This is a genomic window from Paenibacillus sp. FSL R10-2796 (assembly GCF_037965315.1).
Taxonomy (GTDB): domain Bacteria; phylum Bacillota; class Bacilli; order Paenibacillales; family Paenibacillaceae; genus Paenibacillus_AQ; species Paenibacillus_AQ odorifer.
In genome coordinates, this window is the sequence record NZ_CP150178.1 from 459,790 (window position 1) to 477,437 (window position 17,648).

14 protein-coding genes are annotated in these 17,648 nt (G+C 49.8%); 11 read left to right on the top strand and 3 right to left on the bottom strand.

Annotated features, from left to right (window positions below):
- Positions 1-128: 128 nt before the first annotated feature.
- The gene (locus tag NST58_RS02235) at positions 129-1,643 is read left to right on the top strand and encodes a methyl-accepting chemotaxis protein (protein ID WP_339246011.1); all 1,515 of its coding nucleotides are present in this window, start codon (positions 129-131) and stop codon (positions 1,641-1,643) included.
- A 75-nt stretch (positions 1,644-1,718) separates the two neighbouring features.
- Here NST58_RS02235 and NST58_RS02240 read toward each other — a convergent pair whose 3' ends face one another.
- On the bottom strand, positions 1,719-2,234 hold the full coding sequence (locus tag NST58_RS02240; RefSeq protein WP_076124758.1) for a nucleotidyltransferase family protein: 516 nt from the start codon (positions 2,232-2,234) through the stop codon (positions 1,719-1,721).
- 261 nt (positions 2,235-2,495) lie between these two features.
- Between NST58_RS02240 and NST58_RS02245 the strand changes: the two genes are divergently transcribed.
- The 3 genes from NST58_RS02245 to NST58_RS02255 all read left to right on the top strand — a co-directional run bounded on the left by NST58_RS02245 (position 2,496) and on the right by NST58_RS02255 (position 6,208).
- Positions 2,496-4,100 carry a sensor histidine kinase gene (locus NST58_RS02245; protein WP_280513476.1) on the top strand — a complete coding sequence of 535 codons (1,605 nt, stop codon included), beginning with the start codon at positions 2,496-2,498 and terminating at the stop codon, positions 4,098-4,100.
- On the top strand, positions 4,097-4,825 hold the full coding sequence (locus tag NST58_RS02250; protein ID WP_339246014.1) for a LytTR family DNA-binding domain-containing protein: 729 nt from the start codon (positions 4,097-4,099) through the stop codon (positions 4,823-4,825). The genes NST58_RS02245 and NST58_RS02250 overlap by 4 nt, the downstream gene beginning before the upstream one ends.
- Positions 4,826-4,951: 126 nt before the next feature.
- A complete protein-coding gene (locus NST58_RS02255) occupies positions 4,952-6,208 on the top strand; it encodes an OFA family MFS transporter (protein ID WP_139329935.1) in 1,257 nt (418 codons plus the stop codon).
- 343 nt (positions 6,209-6,551) lie between these two features.
- Here the strand turns inward: NST58_RS02255 and NST58_RS02260 are convergent, their stop codons facing one another.
- Positions 6,552-7,187 (bottom strand): hypothetical protein, encoded by a 636-nt coding sequence (locus NST58_RS02260; RefSeq protein ID WP_339246020.1) that lies wholly within the window; start codon positions 7,185-7,187, stop codon positions 6,552-6,554.
- A 161-nt stretch (positions 7,188-7,348) separates the two neighbouring features.
- Positions 7,349-8,260 (bottom strand): AraC family transcriptional regulator, encoded by a 912-nt coding sequence (locus tag NST58_RS02265; protein WP_076275970.1) that lies wholly within the window; start codon positions 8,258-8,260, stop codon positions 7,349-7,351.
- 190 nt (positions 8,261-8,450) lie between these two features.
- On the opposite strand from NST58_RS02265, the gene NST58_RS02270 reads away from it, so the two are divergent.
- From NST58_RS02270 to iolD, 7 genes are all read left to right on the top strand, one after another.
- Positions 8,451-9,566, top strand: coding sequence for a glycoside hydrolase family 88 protein (locus NST58_RS02270; RefSeq protein WP_076275971.1), 1,116 nt, complete (start codon positions 8,451-8,453; stop codon positions 9,564-9,566).
- Positions 9,567-9,693: 127 nt separating this feature from the next.
- A complete protein-coding gene (gene iolG / locus NST58_RS02275; RefSeq protein WP_339246024.1) occupies positions 9,694-10,740 on the top strand; it encodes an inositol 2-dehydrogenase in 1,047 nt (348 codons plus the stop codon).
- 42 nt (positions 10,741-10,782) lie between these two features.
- Positions 10,783-11,613, top strand: a complete 831-nt coding sequence (iolB, locus tag NST58_RS02280; RefSeq protein ID WP_076219003.1) for a 5-deoxy-glucuronate isomerase — start codon at positions 10,783-10,785, stop codon at positions 11,611-11,613.
- A gap of 181 nt (positions 11,614-11,794) precedes the next feature.
- The gene (locus NST58_RS02285) at positions 11,795-12,805 is read left to right on the top strand and encodes a LacI family DNA-binding transcriptional regulator (RefSeq protein ID WP_076219002.1); all 1,011 of its coding nucleotides are present in this window, start codon (positions 11,795-11,797) and stop codon (positions 12,803-12,805) included.
- Between the two features lie 240 nt (positions 12,806-13,045).
- A complete protein-coding gene (iolC, locus tag NST58_RS02290; protein ID WP_076275974.1) occupies positions 13,046-14,056 on the top strand; it encodes a 5-dehydro-2-deoxygluconokinase in 1,011 nt (336 codons plus the stop codon).
- Positions 14,057-14,171: 115 nt separating this feature from the next.
- Positions 14,172-15,632 (top strand): CoA-acylating methylmalonate-semialdehyde dehydrogenase, encoded by a 1,461-nt coding sequence (locus NST58_RS02295; RefSeq protein ID WP_339246029.1) that lies wholly within the window; start codon positions 14,172-14,174, stop codon positions 15,630-15,632.
- Between the two features lie 26 nt (positions 15,633-15,658).
- On the top strand, positions 15,659-17,623 hold the full coding sequence (gene iolD / locus NST58_RS02300) for a 3D-(3,5/4)-trihydroxycyclohexane-1,2-dione acylhydrolase (decyclizing) (protein ID WP_339246031.1): 1,965 nt from the start codon (positions 15,659-15,661) through the stop codon (positions 17,621-17,623).
- The last annotated feature ends 25 nt before the right edge of the window (positions 17,624-17,648 follow it).

The window sequence follows — 17,648 nt, forward strand, 5'->3', positions numbered from 1 at the left end:
GAGGGGAGATTGCCTGGCCCGGGGAATGATTGATCGAAAAGGAATACTATAGAAAGTATTTCCTTTAATTAACTCTGCTGATATAATGTTAGAATACATAACATCAATCGAGTGGAGTGGAAGTAAAGATGCAGATCCGTCGAAACCAGATTTTCGTAGTCGTCCTGTTGCTTCTTGTCAGTGTGTACAGCTTATTGATTGACATGCTCTGGATTCATAAGCTGGTGATTATTCTGCTTATGGGTTCTCTAGGATGGTTCTCGCTGAATACATCCCGCTACGGTTATCGCAAAGAAGCGCTGCTGAAGGAGTCACAGAACAAAGTGGAGCTTCTTGGCAATGAGATTGTAGTTACCTCGGATCGGCTGCATGGTGCGCTTGAAGAAATCAGCCGCCATACAGAGCAGCTGCAGCAGACAGCAGATTATTCACACGCGTATGAAACGGATTTAAGGATTCGCAGCAACGAAGCTAAAGCCAATATTGAAGGGGCCTATCAGACGATGGGCGGTGTAGCCTCAGTTACAGCACATATCGAAGAATTGACGGAAAAACTAGGCTCGAATATGCAATATGCTCGGCAAGGAATGACAGCAATGGTAGATTCCCTGAGCATTGCAGATGTGGTGATGAAGGATCTGCAAACACAGAGTGGGGACATGTTAGCTAAGTTTACTACCCTGAGTAATCATATTGCGATGGTAGAGGAGATCAATACATTGATTAACTCCATAGTGAATGAGACCTCGTTGCTCGCGCTGAATGCTTCTATTGAAGCGGCCCGGGCCGGTGAACAGGGCCGCGGATTTGCAGTAGTGGCCAGCCGGATTCGGCAGCTGGCTGATCAAAGCAAGAGCTCGGTAGACCGCTCCTCAGGCATCTTGCTTGACATTAATAATGGAGTACAGCAGGTGCTGGAATCCGTTACGAAAGAGCAAGTCTCAGTGGAGCGTGGGGTGAACGAGGTCGGCACGGTTAAGCTTCGACTCGATGATATCGCGTCGAGAGTAGATGAAGTAGGCAGCGCCGTGACGGAAACAATCGATGCTGCCGCGAAGCAGGGCAAGCTGATTGTAGAAGTGACAACGGAGCTGAGCGGTGCGGTGGCTATCGTGAATGAGACGATTGCCAATGTAGACCTTACGCTTGAGCAGGTGACACGGCAGCGGGACCAAATTGGGCAGCTGAACGAAGTCAGCGCCAATCTGTTAGCGGAGTCGCAATCCTTGCAGCAATCGGTTACTAGCATTGCGGGCAGAGCGGAAATTGAGATGAGCCAATATGCAGCCCGGCTTCAGGAAATGCAGAGTCTCTTGGAGACGATTTCCGCCAAGGAAGAACTTTACGCTCCAGATACTGAAGTTCATCAAGGTGTTTTGAAAGCTTACATTAAGAAAATTCCAGATGTACAAGCCATTTGGTCCAATCGGACGGATGGAACCTTTATCTACTCCGAGCCAGCGGCTGGCCTGTTGAATGCTAAGCGGCGTGATTGGTGGAATGGGGCCGTGAATGAGGGTGAATATGTCTCTAAACCTTATGTATCCGCGATTACGAAACGTTCTTGTATTACATTATCTAGAGCAATCCGGAATCGTCAGGGAGATGTAGTAGGCGTGGTTGGTATTGATTTAGCGGTGTAATAAAACAACAGCAGCAAGCCCTTCTGTAGCAGAGGCTTGCTGTCTTTTTTATTCCGATGCTAACACAACTTAGCTTTAGGTAGCGCTGACCTGCAATTGCTTCCACGTTGCCTGCCAGTTTTTTTGTGCAATTCGTTTTTCATAAATAGGGAGTAAGTTCGGATTATTGTTGAAATGAGGGGTAGCCCGTAACACTACATTAATAACATCTGCAATCCCATGCGGAGCGGTTAGGATAACCTTACCGTATTCATCTAAGGAAAGCCCAAGCGCTGTAGCTGTTTCCGGAAACTTGGAGATGGCATCTACAGATGACGTATAGGGCGCAAGGTTGTTAATGGTATGCATTCTTGCTTCATTCTTAACGGACCATGGCACATGGGGATTTAAATTTCTTAGTTTTGCCTCCCATTGCTTTTCCACTTCCTCATGAAGATTGCTGCCGTCATAATAAATAACATCAATATCTGGCAAAGGGGTCCGCTCTTCAAATCCATGTAAGGTATCCCAGATTTTTGAACGTACAAACCCAGCACAAACCCACCAGTCAGGTAACTGTAGCGATCTGGCATTTTCTAAAATATCCATCATCCAGGGGTCATTATGTACAAGCTGAATGATATCTGCCTCGTGTTCTATCTTGTGCAAACTGCCACCTCCGAATATTCATGCTTCCAATCTGTTAATATCATACAACAAGAGTTTCAATAGAGGTATAAAGGGACAGGCTGAATGGACAGAGGCATGAACTATCTTTATAATGAATCGACATCGAGACCTTTGGAGGCGGTGACCGTGCAATATACGTTTACTATATTACTGCAATTGTTGGAAAGAGCTGCGTTATTGCTGATGTGTCTGTTTGTATTGACTCGTCTGCCGCGGTTTAAAGAGGTTTTTCAAAAAGGGAGTTACGCTCCGCAAGAGCTTGCTATTGCGACGATGATCTTCAGCTTATTTGCCATTTTCGGCACTTATAGCGGGATTAATGTGGAAGGTTCGCTTGTGAATGTGCGAATTATCGCCATCGTATCTGGCGGGATTTTGTTCGGACCATGGGTTGGACTTATAACAGGCATCATCTCAGGGGTTCACCGTTTTCTGATTGATATCGGAGGGGTAACCTCTCTTCCTTGTCTGATTACGAGTATCACCGCAGGCATAGTGTCTGGGATAATCTATCGCCGCACCTCTGGTGAACGTCGCTGGATAGCAGGGATTTTGGCGGGAATGGCCTGTGAGGCACTGACGATGCTGCTCATTCTAGCGATGGCTCAGCCGATGTCGCTGGGTGTGGATATCGTGTCCAAGATCGCTTTTCCGATGATTATGAGCCAGATTAGTGTCGGCCTGATTGTTGTGCTAGTGCAGAGCGTGGAAGGTGAGAAGGAACGGATCGCGGCTAAGCAGTCCAAGCTGGCGCTTGATATTGCCAATAAGACCTTGCCGTATTTTCGCAATATTAATCAGGAGTCGCTGCACACCATCTGCCAGATCATCAAAGAGGATATCGGTGCAGACGCTGTAGCGATTACGGATACTCGGTTTATTCGTGCCTATGTTGGCGTGGGTGAGGAGGATTATGAGACAACTAACGATATTATCAGTGAGGAAACTAAAGTAACGTTGTCCAGTGGTGAAATTACCATCCGTAACGATGATAGTGATTACGTGAATCCGCAGATCAAGTCGCTGATCATTATTCCTTTGAAGGAAAAGGGTGAGGTGACGGGAGCGCTCAAAATCTATTACACCAAAGCCCACAAGATTACCTATTCGCTTCAAGCTATGGCCGTGGGTCTGTCACAAATGATCTCTACCTTGATGGAAGTGTCGCGGGTGGAAGGCATTAAGGAAATGGCGAACAAAGCGGAGCTGAAGGCACTGCAGACCAGCATTAACCCGCATTTTTTGTTCAATGCACTGAATGCGATTGCGTCCTCGATTCGAATTAATCCGGATAAGGCACGCGAGCTGATTGTGAATCTGTCCGGTTATATGAGATACAATCTGGAGCTTACCGATGAATTCATTGATATCAAACGAGAGCTACAGCAGGTCCAGCAATACGTAGAGATCGAAAAGGCGCGTTTTGGAAGCCGGCTTAACGTGCTTTATGATATTGATGAGGTTCAGGTTCGGATTCCGAGTCTGATCATTCAGCCGCTTGTAGAAAATGCGATTATACATGGCATACTGAAGGTAAGAGGGACAGGAACAGTAACGATTTCTGTAAAAGACCACGGGGATACCGTACGGGTGGGCATTCGCGATACCGGAGCTGGCATCAGCGAGGAAACGATAGAGAAGGTCTATACTGGCGATATGCCGGAGAATAAAATCGGGCTGTTTAATGTACACCAACGGGTAAAGCTGATCTATGGGACTGGACTTACCATTCAGAGATTGGATAAAGGGACGAACATCTTTTTTGATGTTAAAAAGGAGGACCAATGAGAGCGATCATTGTAGAGGATGAAGAGCTGGCAAGACAGGAGCTGGCTTATTTAATAGAGACGCACAGCGGGATCGATATAACGGCACAGTTTGAAGATGGGCTGGACGCGCTTAAATTTTTGCAGAGTGATACGGTAGATGTGATTTTTCTGGATATTAATATTCCTTCCATCGATGGGGTGCTGTTGGCACAAAATATCAGTAGATTCTCGGTAAAACCCTACATAGTGTTCATCACTGCGTATAAGGAGCATGCCGCTGAGGCGTTTGAGATTGAAGCTTTTGACTATATTCTTAAGCCTTATAGCGAGGTACGCATCAAAGCCATGCTGCACAAGCTGGAGAATTCGTTTGCCGGCCGTGGACGACAGGGGGAAGAAGAGCGTAATCCGGTCAGTGACAAGGTTAATCTGTGGAAAAATGAAAAGATTATCGTAGTGAATGCCGACGATATTTATTACGCCTCCGCGCAGGAAAAAAGTACAAGTGTGATGACTAAAGGTGAGGAATACAGCATGGCACTTAGTATTAGCGATTTCTTTCAGCGGCTGCCGCAGGATCGTTTTTTTCGCTGCCATCGTTCCTATATTGTTAACCTGTCCAAGATCAAGGAAATCATCCCGTGGTTCAACAACACGTATTTGCTGCGCCTGCATGATTTAGATTTTGAAGTGCCGGTAAGTCGTAGTAAGGTAAAAGAATTCAGGCAGATTATGCGCTTATAAATGCAATTCATTCTTCATTTCCGTCATCTCATGCCGGATTTCTCTCAACATTGGCTGGTTTAGCTACAATAAAGAGGCGATAGAAGCTCTTGTAGCAGACAACGAGAGAGAAAGAAGGAAAAGACCATGACTACGACAATGGACAGCAAAAGCACCAAACGGTGGCTAATCGTATTAGGTACAGTAATTATGCAAATGGGCCTAGGTACCATCTATACATGGAGTTTATTTAATGCGCATCTGGTAACAAAATTTGGTTGGGAGCTTAACTCTGTTTCGATTACTTTTTCTATAACGAGCTTTGCACTCGCTTTCGCGACCTTGTTCGCAGGGAAGCTGCAGGATCGTTTCGGGCTTCGCCGTTTGACTGCTACTGCTGGGATTGTGCTCGGACTAGGATTGATTCTTAGCTCCCAAGCCAATTCACTCTTCATGTTCTATTTATTGGTTGGGGTGATCGTTGGTTTTGCGGATGGGACAGCTTATATCACTTCATTATCTAATTTAATTAAATGGTTTCCGAATAATAAAGGTTTAATCTCCGGCGTGTCCGTTGGTGCTTATGGAACGGGGAGTTTGATCTTTAAATATATTAACGGCGGGTTGATTGACTCAGTGGGTGTGTCTAATACATTTATGTATTGGGGTTTGATTGTTATGGGCATGATTGTAATCGGTTCCTTGCTCGTAAGAGAAGCCCCGGTTCAAGCAGCCCCAGCACCAGCGGGTTCAACGACAGCTACAGTAATGAGTTCACCGAAAGACTATACGGTCAAAGAAATGCTGCGGACAAAAGAAGCTTATCTGCTATTTATCATCTTTTTCACCGCTTGTATGTGTGGTCTGTATTTGATCGGTATTGTAAAAGATATCGGCGTGCAGCTGGCTGGACTTGATGTACAGACAGCAGCTAGTGCAGTGGCTATGATTGCGATCTTTAATACAGCGGGACGTTTAATTCTGGGTGCTTTATCTGACAAAATGAGTCGCTTGAAGCTGGTAGGAGCATCGCTTGCTGTAACTGCGGCAGCTATGCTGACCCTCAGCTACGCGACCCTGAATTTCGGACTTTTCTTCACTTGTGTAGCAGCCATTGCGTTCTGCTTTGGCGGGAATATCACGGTGTTCCCCGCCATTGTCAGCGACTTCTTCGGACTGAAAAATCACAGTAAGAACTACGGAATCGTTTACCAAGGTTTTGGTATTGGTGCCCTTTCCGGTTCGTTTATCGCCGTCTTCCTAGGCGGATTTAAACCAACCTTTGTTATCTTTGGCCTCTTGTGCCTGCTGGCCTGCATCATCGCGGTTTCCCTGAAACCGCCAGTGGCGAAGTCGAAAGAGAAGAAAGCGCTGCGTCTCAAAGCAACGGAACGTACGGCTTAAGATGTAATTGAAGCTAGAACCAGGCAGTGATTCTCCCGTTAGTGGAGAATCGCTGCCTGGTTTTTTTAATTTGTGGTGGCTTGCTGAGCTGTGACTTGTTTGGGCGGATTATCTTTAATTGGGAGAAGGAGTTTTGCTGGGATCTGAGAAGTAACTGCATTCTGTGCAACTATTCCGTATGAAATAGTGAATCTTCGGATTTTAGTTGTATTCTGTACAACTAAAATCTCGAGATGTTGCTTAGAGGCGAAAAAACCAAGGAAATAGTTGCACCAAATACAGCTATATCTAATGGTGGCGTGATGCGTGAAAAAATAGTTGTATGAAATACAGTTAAACGTGACTACCCCAGCCCCAGCCCCAGCCCCAGCACCAGCCCCAGCCCCAGCACCAGCCCCAGCCCCAGCCCCAGCCCCAGCACCAGCCCCAGCCCCAGCCCCAGCCCCAGCCCCAGCACCAGCCCCAGCACCAGCACCAGCATCAGTACCAGCCCCAGCACCAGCACCAGCACCAGCACCAGCACCAGCACCAGCACCAGCACCAGCACCAGCACCAGCACCAGCACCAGCACCAGCACCAGCACCAGCACCAGCACCAGCACCAGCACCAGCACCAGCACCAGCACCAGCACCAGCACCAGCACCAGCACCAGCACCAGCACCAGCACCAGCACCAGCACCAGCACCAGCACCAGCACCAGCACCAGCACCAGCACCAGCACCAGCACCAGCACCAGCACCAGCACCAGCACCAGCACCAGCACCAGCACCAGCACCAGCACCAGCACCAGCACCAGCACCAGCACCAGCACCAGCACCAGCACCAGCACCAGCACCAGCACCAGCACCAGCACCAGCACCAGCACCAGCACCAGCACCAGCACCAGCACCAGCACCAGCACCAGCACCAGCACCAGCACCAGCACCAGCACCAGCACCAGCACCAGCACCAGCACCAGCACCAGCACCAGTACCTGCATCTATACCAACATGTGTGTGCCTGCACCATCACTTTTGCTATCCCTTCGTCTCTCTTTTGCGTCTAAACATTGCCTCTGTTACTGCTCAATATAGTTACTTAGAGGGTAGATAGATTTGTCGGACGCACAGCGGATTTTTTGTAACTAGGTAAGCAAGTACATCAATAGGAAAATGTGGTTGAAGCAGTGTTGGATATGACCTGGTTCTTGCGGAACTCGGATGGGGACATCCCGCTAAGTTTATTGAATATGCGGTTGAACTGGGAGAAGCTGTTGAATCCGCATTGCCCGGCGATCTCGGAAATCTTCAGGCGGGTGTAGATCAGCAATTGCTGGGCATTACGGACCCGGGTCATCTGAATATATTCTGTCAGCGTGGAGCCGGTAATTAACTTAAATTGGTGTGATAAGTAATAGGAGCTGATAAAGAACTCTTTAGCGAGGAAATCAAGGGACAACTCGCTGCTGTAATGGCTATGGATGTATGCGGTGATCGAGTAGATTTTTTGCATAATGGCATTTCCAATCTCCTCTGGGACATAGCTGTTCTGGTCTCTACGCTGGTATAAAGCACAGAGGAACTGTTGGAAAAGGCTGTGAATCAGTACTGGATTTAACGGTGAAGTGCTGTGTGACAAGGTGAAGATAGCGTTAAGAGGATCAAACACGGCTTTGCGCAACTCTTTTGGCAAACGGTAGATCGGTATTTCTTCCCAAAATGAGAGAAACATACTTTTGTAAGCGTTATCTAAACCGGGTATATCCTTGGGCATGGCGAAGTTTATGATCAGCCGCTTAAACGGCGGCCCTTCCGGATATTGTGTCTTATGCAACCGATAAGGACGCAGGAGCACGATGTCATACTGCTGGAGGGCGCAGACATTCCCATCGATAATATGAGTGGCTCGGGAATCCATCAAGATATGAATCTCGTAAAAATCATGAAAATGCTGAAACTCCATATTGATATCGTGAGAACGCTGGTCATAATCAAAATAATAAAAAAGGGGATCTACGGGCGTGTTGATACGTACGCTATACCCTTGTTCGTACAGTAAGTCGCTTTCAAGCAAATGCTCTCACCGCCTTATTCTGTAATATGCACTTATTATAGGTTCAGAAAAGCAAGATTTGCAATATATGAGGGTTATTACAGCAAATATAAAGTAGTTTTTGTATGGAATGGTTTGATATATTACGGGTGAATGGAACTACCCAACATGAGGGAAGACCCAAAATGGCAGGCGAAGGGGCGCAAAACAGATGAACAACAGCCGGATTAGTAAAGTTGAGATCATTGAAAAGCTGAACCGCGTGACGGATAAGCTGCTGAAGCTGGAGCGGCCGGAAAACGAAGCCGAACTGCAAAATTTAGGGGAGGATGCGGGACGAAGGGGGTATTTTGCCCGTGATTTTGGCATGGAGGAATGGGATTGGCCGCAGGGAGTGGGGCTTTACGGACTTCAAAAGCTTGAGCAGCATTTCAAGGATGAGCGTTATCAAGAATATGCCAAGCTTTGGATGAGCAAGCAATTGGGCAAGGGACTGCCGAGCCGGAATATCAATACAACAGCACCGTTGCTGTCATTAATGGAACTGAAGGAAGCGGAGGAATTAAGCCTGGAATGGGTACAGTGGTTGATGCATGGCCTGCCGCGGACGGAGGAGTCTGGTTATCAGCATGTTACAACAGGAGCGAGCAAGGATGAAGTTACGCTCAATGATAATGAAATCTGGATTGATACGTTATTTATGGCTATTTTGTTCACGGCAAAAATGGGTGTCAAATACGATAATTCCGCATGGCGGCAAGCGTCGCTTTACCAACTGCTGCTGCATATCAAATACCTGTATGATAAAAAGACGGGGCTGTTTTTTCATGGCTGGCATTTTGGCGGCCGGCATAATTTCAGCGAAGCCTTCTGGTGCCGGGGCAATAGCTGGTTTACACTCGGCCTGCCTGAATACCTGGAGTTGATGGGGCCGTATCTGGACAGTGGAGTGTTTGAATATCTTCAACAGATCCTGAACGCACAGGCAACAGCTTTATTAGCCTGCCAGAGCGGAGACGGATTATGGCATACGCTGCTGGACGACTCTAACAGTTATACTGAAACGTCAGGCTCAGCAGCTATCGCAGCGGGTATTTTGCGTAGCGTACGCAGGGGGTTGTTGCCGGAATCGTATGCAGATCATGCCCTGAAAGCGATCCGGGCGGTGCTGGACAGAATTGACGATGAAGGCACGGTGCTTGGTGTATCCGGCGGCACTCCGATTGGTGCTGCAAAAGAAGATTATAAGGAAATCATTATTGCCCCTATGGCCTACGGGCAGGCCATGGTTTTAGTCGCACTAGGTGAAGCGTTACATTACTGTTGAGGAGGAGTAGATAGCTAAGGAGAGAGTTAAAAAAGCTGGAGAAATATTTGCTTGTAACTTCACTTGTGCTTGGAGTATACTATTTTCGGGATGGTTAAGCGCTTACCTTGAAGGAGGATAAGCAAACATGGTAAATCCGATCGTAGTTGGCATTATTGGGGCAGGCAGAATTGGCCGGCTTCATGCAGATAATCTGCGTGTGATGCCGTCGTTTAAGTTGAAATCCATTGCGGAGGCTGTGGTAAGTGAGGAATTGCTGGTCTGGGCAGAGAGCCGGAATCTTGGCTCTGCATTTGTGAATGGGCAAGACATTCTGAATGACCCTGAGATTGAGGCTGTGTTTATCTGCACACCTACGGATACCCACGCCTCTTGGATTGAGCTAGCGGCCCGGGCTGGAAAACATATTTTCTGTGAAAAGCCGATCAGCCTGTCGTCAGAGTTTACCCACCAGGCACTGAAGATAGTGGAGGATGAGGGTGTATTGCTACAGGTCGGCTTCAACCGGCGAATGGACCCTAGCTTCCGCAAACTTAAGCAACTGGTTCAATCAGGAGAGCTAGGCAGTCCACATATTGTGAAGATCACATCACGTGATCCGCAGCCTCCGGGTGAGGCTTATGTGCGGTCTTCCGGCGGGATGTTTATGGATATGACGATTCACGATTTTGATATGGCCCGTTATCTGATGGGTGAGGAAGTAACAGAAGTTTATACCCGAGGTGCCAATCTCGTTGATCCGATGTTTGGGCGCTGCGATGATGTGGATACAGCTGTCATCACGCTGACCTTTGCCAGTGGCGCAATCTGCGTCATTGATAACAGCCGTAAGGCTGTATATGGTTATGATCAACGCGTGGAGGTGTTCGGTTCCTGCGGCTCAGCCACCGCCGATAACTGCCGTCCAACAACTGTAGAAGTTTCAACCGCTGCTTCGGTCACACGCGATCAACCGCTTCATTTCTTTCTCGAGCGGTATAACCAGGCTTTCGTGGAAGAGGTTGCCGCATTTGCCCGGGCAATCCGCCTGCAGGAGCCTATCATTTGCAGCGGGCTTGACGGGCGACAGGCGGAACGGATTGCCGAAGCCGCTAAGGAATCCTATCTTACCGGGCTTCCGGTCAAGTTGTCTTCTTGTGCCGGAGAGGGAATATCGGCGACACAAGCTTTGTAAGCGGATGCAGATGCTGAAGGAAGATGGGGGAGGTCTGTGAAGATGTCCAATCTAATCATAAAAGCCGGAGCACCCGGCAAAGATGGACTTGTAGCGGCAGTTAGCAAGGAGAGCGCTGGATGGGAGTATGTAGGTTTTGAAGTGTACCAGCTGCAGGTTGGGGATACGCTGAGCCGCAGCGCGGAAGGGAATGAAATCTGTCTGGTGCTGCTGGCGGGCAAGGCGGATGTGAGAGCAGGCGCCCAGTTGTTCGCCGGGATCGGTGAACGTATGTCTGTATTTGAGGATTTGCCGCCGTATGCGGTGTATATTCCGGCGGGAGGGCATTATGAAGTTACGGCCTTGACGGAGCTGGAACTTGCGGTTTGCCTTGCACCAGGAACGGGTAAATATGCGCCGCGTTTGATCGCTCCGTGCGATACTGTGGCCGAAGCACGCGGTTCTGGCAGTATGTCACGGCGAGTGGTCAACATTTTGCCTGAGCAGAGTGAAGCCGAGAGCCTGCTGGTCGTGGAAGTACGTACGGGTGGCGGCAATTGGTCCAGCTATCCTCCGCACAAGCATGACTGTGACAATCTACCTGCTGAGTCTTACCTGGAAGAGACATACTACCACCGGGTTAACCCGGCTCATGGTTTTGTAGTGCAGCGGGTGTATAATGACGATCGCAGCCTTGATGAGACGATGGCCGTGTCTGACCGCAGTATTGTATTGGTTCCGGAGGGCTATCATCCTGTATCGGCACCGCCGGGTTATGATTCTTATTATCTCAATGTGATGGCAGGTCCGGTCCGCACATGGGTTTTTCATAATGATCCGGAACATGAATGGCTGTTCGAGATGCAGCAACACCAGAAGGATAAGAAGAAATAGTGTAGCAGCACGCACGAAAAGGGGGCTTCCGCAAGGCGGAGGCTCCTTCTTTGTGTCGATGTATTGACCAAATGCTCGCCACAGTAACAGAGTCTCTTGCACCGCTGAATAGACACTGTCAGAAGAGTTCCTTATAATCTAGGTATAGGATTGTACGAACGTAAAGGCGGGCTCACTAACGATGAAACCTACGATATATGATGTGGCACGGGAAGCGGGAGTCTCCATCGCTACGGTGTCCAAGGTGTTGAACAAGAATGGGAGAATTAGCGATAAGACACGGGAGAAGGTTCATCGGATCATGGAGGAGCTGAATTACCAGCCGAGTCTGGTGGCCTCTGCGCTGACGAGTCGCCGAACGGGAACGATCGGGCTGATGATTCCCGATATTTCCAACCCTTTTTTTGCTGAGGCGGCCCGAGGTATTGAGGATTATGCTCAGGAGCAGGGAAGCGACTTGATTGTATGCAGTACTGACCGGGATGATGAGAAGGCGGCCCGGTATATCTCACTGCTCCTGCGTAAACGGGTGGACGGTATAATCATTGCTTCTCATACAGGGAATCCGGATATGGTCCGCCGCCTGCTGGCTGATCACGTACCGCTTGTGTTATTTTCGGCTGATATCCGGAGGATGGAGAGCAACAGCGTCACGGTGGATGACTATAAGGGAGGCTATCAGGCGACAGAATATCTGTTGTCCTTGGGCCATCGCAGGCTCGGCATTATCTCTGACAATTTACCGGGGAGTAAGCTGCGCGTGGAAGGCTTTATGGATGCGCTCAAGGCAGCGGGTGTTGGCTTTGACAATCCGGCTAATCTCACGCATACCTCAGCCACACTGGAGAACGGCCGCAAAGCGGCTGCCGCGATGCTGGCTCAGGCGCAGGAAGACCGGCCGACCGCCATATTCGCCTGCAATGATCTGCTCGCGATTGGGATATTGAAGGAGGCGCGCAGCGCAGGCTTGTCAATTCCCCGTGATCTGTCCGTAGTGGGTTTTGACAATACAATGCTGGCTGAAATTTGCCATCCCACCTTGACCAGCATTGCTCAGCCTCTGCGTGAGATGACGGAACAGGCGATGATTCTGCTGAACCAATCTATCGACAATCCCGATAGTCCTAAGCGCAAGATCATGCTGATGCCGGAACTGATAGTCCGCCATTCCACCGGACCGGCACCGAATTAGGAAGACACAAACTCTACAAACGGAGTAAGAACGCCGACTCCTATCTGAAGACCTGTACCTCGCTTAGCGGCGAGGTACAGGTCTTTTCTTTGTTTTTTTCTGGTACATAAGTTCAGGATTGCCAAACTCCAATTTCTAAACTATACTAATGGAAATTAGGTTAAGCGCTTAACCCATTCCCCGATGATTGTTGTATCTCATTAATCCATTTTACTGAAGTTTTCTCAAGGAGGCCTCATAATGAACGGTTTACAGTTCGATCCTGCACGACCGCTGGATTTAATCGCTGTCGGTCGGCTCTGTATTGACTTGAACGCTAATGAAACCGGAAGACCAATGGAAGAGACACTGACCTTTACCAAATATGTCGGCGGCTCTCCCGCCAATATCGTAATTGGAGCAGCACGGCTAGGGATGCGCACTGGCTTTATCGGTAAGATATCCGATGATCAGATGGGCCGTTTTATCCGAACTTATCTGCAAAGGAATGGCATTGACGATAGCCAGGTGAGTGTTGACCAGACCGGTGCAGTGACTGGGCTTGCTTTTACTGAAATAAAGAGTCCTCAGGAGTGCGGCATTCTGATGTACCGGGATCATGTGGCTGATTTGCTGCTGAGTACGGAGGAGATCTCGGAAGAGTATATTCGGAAGTCCAAGGCACTGCTGATCTCAGGTACTGCACTGGCACAAAGTCCGTCCCGTGAGGCTGTGTTTGTCGCTTTGGAGTTCGCCCGCAAGCACAATGTCACTGTATTTTTTGATCTGGATTATCGCCCCTATACTTGGAAGTCAGCCGCAGAAACAGCGGTCTATTATAATCTGGCAGCTGAGAAATGCGATTGTATCATCGGTACCCGTGAGGAATTTAATATGATGGAGAGCCTGTACAATGTGACAGATGCAGATGACGAAGCAACAGTTAACCGCTGGTTCTCGCACCAAGCAAAGCTGGTCGTTATCAAGCATGGCGGGAGTGGTTCAATCTCCTACACGGCGGATGGGCAGAAGCATCGGAGCGGTATTTTTCCCGCTAAAGTATTGAAGACATTTGGAGCCGGAGATTCTTACGCCTCAGCCTTCATTCACAGTCTAATGCGGGGAGAAAGCGTCGGTGAGGCCATGCGCCGCGGCAGCGCGTCGGCATCCATTGTCATCTCCCGCCACAGCTGTTCGGATGCCATGCCAACCTTGGACGAATTGGAAGCGTTTTTATTGTCTAACGAGGAAATCACTTCAGGTGCAGAGTAAGTAGGCAGAGGTTGGAGAGGACACAACTCAAACAACCCCAGATCGAATAGCTATGCAAGATTAGATTAGATTAGATTCGCGGGATCGCATTAATAGAGATGAAGGAGTGAGTAGAATGGCACAGCAAACCGTGCAAGTGCTGAACAACTATATTGACGGGCAGTGGGTAGAGGCGGCTACGGAGCACTCAGAAACGGTATACAATCCAGCGTCTGGAGAGGAGATGGCAAGGGTTCCGCTGTCCAGCAGAGTCGATGTTGATCGGGCGGTGGCGGCGGCAAAGGCGGCTTTTGCAGGCTGGTCCAAGACACCGGTGCCGCGCAGAGCGCGGATCTTGTTCAAATATCAGCAGCTGCTGGTGGACCATTGGGATGAACTGGCGAAGACGATCACGCTGGAGAATGGAAAAAGCTTCAAAGAGGCCTACGGAGAGGTGCAGCGCGGCATTGAGTGTGTGGAATTTGCGGCAGGTGCGCCGACGCTGATGATGGGCCGGCAGTTGCCCGACATCGCGACAGGCATCGAGTCTGGGATGTATCGCTATCCCATCGGTGTAGTCGGCGGGATTACACCGTTTAATTTTCCGATGATGGTGCCTTGCTGGATGTTCCCGTTGGCCATCGCCTGTGGGAATACCTTTGTGCTGAAGCCCTCCGAACGCACACCGCTGCTGGCAGCACGTTTGGTCGAATTGTTAGAGGAAGCCGGGCTTCCGAAAGGTGTGCTCAATCTGGTTAACGGTGCACATGAGGTGGTAAACGGCCTGCTGGAGCATCCTGATGTGAAGGCGATTTCCTTCGTTGGCTCACAGCCGGTGGCCGAATATGTCTACAAGAAGGGAACGGCGTGTTTGAAGCGGGTTCAGGCGCTGGCAGGGGCGAAAAATCATTCTATTGTGTTGGCAGACGCGAACCTTGAGGCTTCAGCAACACAGATTGTCAACGCAGCCTTCGGCTCTGCGGGAGAGCGCTGTATGGCTTGCTCCGTGGTAACGGTGCAGGAAGAGGTTGCTGATGAGCTGATCTCCATCCTCCTGCGTGAATGTGAGCAGATGACCATCGGCGATGGTTTGGACGACGACACGTTTCTTGGGCCGGTTATCCGCCAAAGTCATAAAGACAAAACGGTCGCTTATATTGAACAAGGCATGGCCGAGGGCGCTAAGTTGCTAAGAGACGGCCGGGCGGATGCTGCGGTGCAGGGACAGGGTTATTTTATCGGCCCAACGTTGTTTGATGGAGTGACCCGGGAAATGAAAATCTGGCAGGAGGAAATTTTCGCGCCTGTCCTGGCAGTGATCCGTGTCAAGGATGTAGAAGAGGCGATTGAAATTGCCAATACCTCTCGTTTTGCCAACGGGGCTTGTATTTTTACGAATGACGGCGGGAAAGTGCGCTATTTCCGGGAAAATATCGAGTCAGGCATGTTGGGTGTCAATGTCGGAGTGCCAGCCCCGATGGCCTTTTTCCCTTTCTCCGGCTGGAAGGATTCCTTCTATGGCGATCTGCATGCGAATGGAAGCGACGGGGTTGAATTTTATACACGCAAAAAAGTCGTCACTGCCCGCTGGCAGTAACAAAAACGGCGAAAGGGAGGTTTCACGTGGATACGATTAGATTAACGACGGCGCAGGCGCTGGTGAAATTTCTGAACCAGCAATATGTGGACTTTGGCAATGGACCCGAGCGTTTTGTACACGGTATATTCACCGTTTTCGGCCATGGCAATGTACTTGGACTGGGGCAGGCACTTCAGGAAGCGCCGGGTGAGATGACGGTCTATCAGGGGAGGAATGAGCAAGGAATGGTGCATGCGGCGACTGCCTTTGCCAAGCAGAGCCGCAGACGGCGAATCATGGCCTGCACCGCTTCGGTAGGACCGGGTTCAGCTAATATGCTGACAGCCGCTGCCACTGCGACGGCGAATCAGATTCCCGTGCTGCTGCTCCCCGGCGATACCTTTGCCACCCGTCAACCGGATCCGGTACTTCAGCAAATGGAGCATACCTACAATCTGTCGATAACGGTCAACGATGCCTTCAAAGCGGTGAGCAAATATTGGGACCGGATTTATCGGCCAGAGCAGCTGATGACGGCATTGCTGAACGCGATGCGTGTGCTGACTGATCAGGCAGATACCGGGGCAGTTACGATTGCGCTGCCGCAGGATGTGCAAGGGGAGGCCTGGGACTATCCACTTGAGTTCTTCCGCAAGCGCATCCACCGGATCGTTTCCCGTACTCCGCATCCGGATGAGCTTGCTGCGGCAGCTGATCTTATTGCCAGCAAACAGCGACCTCTGCTGGTCTGTGGGGGTGGAGTCCGGTATGCGGATGCAGGAATGGAATTACGTGCGTTTGCGGAGAAATTCGCCATCCCATTCGGTGAGACGCAAGCTGGAAAAAGCGCCGTGGCAAGCGACTGTGCCTACAATCTCGGTGGCATAGGAGTTACCGGGAATGGCTGTGCCAATGCGCTGGCCACAGAAGCGGATCTGGTGATCGGTGTGGGTACCCGGTTTACGGACTTCACGACAGGTTCGAAGAGTTTGTTCGCCCATCCCGAGGTGGAGTTCCTGACAATTAACGCTTCCCTTTACCATGCCTCCAAGCTGGATGCGCTGGCTGTGGTCTGTGATGCTGCCGAAGGTCTTAGGGCGCTGTCTGCTACGTTGGAGAAGCGCGGTTACCGCACCGCTTATACAGATGAAATTGTAGTGGCAAAAAAGGCATGGGAAGTGGAAAGAAAGCGTCTATCTGACGTGGAGTATACGGTGAATCAGGAGGCAGATCGTCCAGATCGTTCTTCAGTTTCCTTCGTGCCGGAAGTTGCCGGACATCTTGATGAGAAGCTATCTGAATATGCGGCGAAGTTGAACACTTCGCTGGCGCAAACACAGGTACTAGGGATCCTCAATGAATATCTTCCGAAAGACGCCATTGTGATAGGAGCCGCAGGCAGCTTACCGGGCGACATGCAGCGGATGTGGAATTCCACTGTGCCGGATACTTACCATATGGAATATGGCTTTTCGTGTATGGGGTATGAAATCTCCGGTGCACTCGGTGTGAAATTGGCGGAGCCGGACCGGGAGGTATATGCATTGGTGGGCGATGGCAGCTATCAAATGCTGCATTCGGAACTAGTGACGAGCCTTCAGGAGAACAAGAAGATCAACGTCATTCTGCTGGATAACATGGGGTTCGGCTGCATCAACAACCTGCAGATGGAGCAAGGACTGGATAGCATGGCGACTGAATTCCGCTACCGGGGCCCGGAAGGTCAGCTGAGCGGCGAACTGATAGGCATAGATTATGCAGCAAGTGCCGCGGGATATGGAGTGAAGACCTTTCGTGCGTCAACGGTTGAGCAGCTGCGTGACGCTTTGAGGGAGGCTCAGCTGCAGGATCGTTCCACCCTAATTGACATTAAGGTGCTGCCCAAGACAATGACACATGGTTACGGAGCATGGTGGAATGTTGGTGTTCCAGAAGTATCCGGCAGTGAAGCCGTTCGGGCTGCCCACGAGCAGAAGCTTGAACAGCTTGGAAAGGCCCGCAGTTATTAGTATTAGTAATACTGTGAAACGGAAG

Excerpts from the sequence above, each read along its gene's own strand:
- iolG (WP_339246024.1), top strand. The coding sequence starts at position 9,694 with ATGGTAAATCCGATCGTAGTTGGCATTATTGGGGCAGGCAGAATTGGC.
- NST58_RS02270 (WP_076275971.1), top strand. The coding sequence starts at position 8,451 with ATGAACAACAGCCGGATTAGTAAAGTTGAGATCATTGAAAAGCTGAAC.
- NST58_RS02235 (WP_339246011.1), top strand. The coding sequence starts at position 129 with ATGCAGATCCGTCGAAACCAGATTTTCGTAGTCGTCCTGTTGCTTCTT.
- NST58_RS02255 (WP_139329935.1), top strand. The coding sequence starts at position 4,952 with ATGACTACGACAATGGACAGCAAAAGCACCAAACGGTGGCTAATCGTA.
- NST58_RS02260 (WP_339246020.1), bottom strand. The coding sequence starts at position 7,187 with ATGCAGGTACTGGTGCTGGTGCTGGTGCTGGTGCTGGTGCTGGTGCTG.
- NST58_RS02295 (WP_339246029.1), top strand. The coding sequence starts at position 14,172 with ATGGCACAGCAAACCGTGCAAGTGCTGAACAACTATATTGACGGGCAG.
- NST58_RS02250 (WP_339246014.1), top strand. The coding sequence starts at position 4,097 with ATGAGAGCGATCATTGTAGAGGATGAAGAGCTGGCAAGACAGGAGCTG.
- iolB (WP_076219003.1), top strand. The coding sequence starts at position 10,783 with ATGTCCAATCTAATCATAAAAGCCGGAGCACCCGGCAAAGATGGACTT.
- iolC (WP_076275974.1), top strand. The coding sequence starts at position 13,046 with ATGAACGGTTTACAGTTCGATCCTGCACGACCGCTGGATTTAATCGCT.
- NST58_RS02245 (WP_280513476.1), top strand. The coding sequence starts at position 2,496 with ATGTGTCTGTTTGTATTGACTCGTCTGCCGCGGTTTAAAGAGGTTTTT.
- NST58_RS02285 (WP_076219002.1), top strand. The coding sequence starts at position 11,795 with ATGAAACCTACGATATATGATGTGGCACGGGAAGCGGGAGTCTCCATC.
- NST58_RS02240 (WP_076124758.1), bottom strand. The coding sequence starts at position 2,234 with ATGATGGATATTTTAGAAAATGCCAGATCGCTACAGTTACCTGACTGG.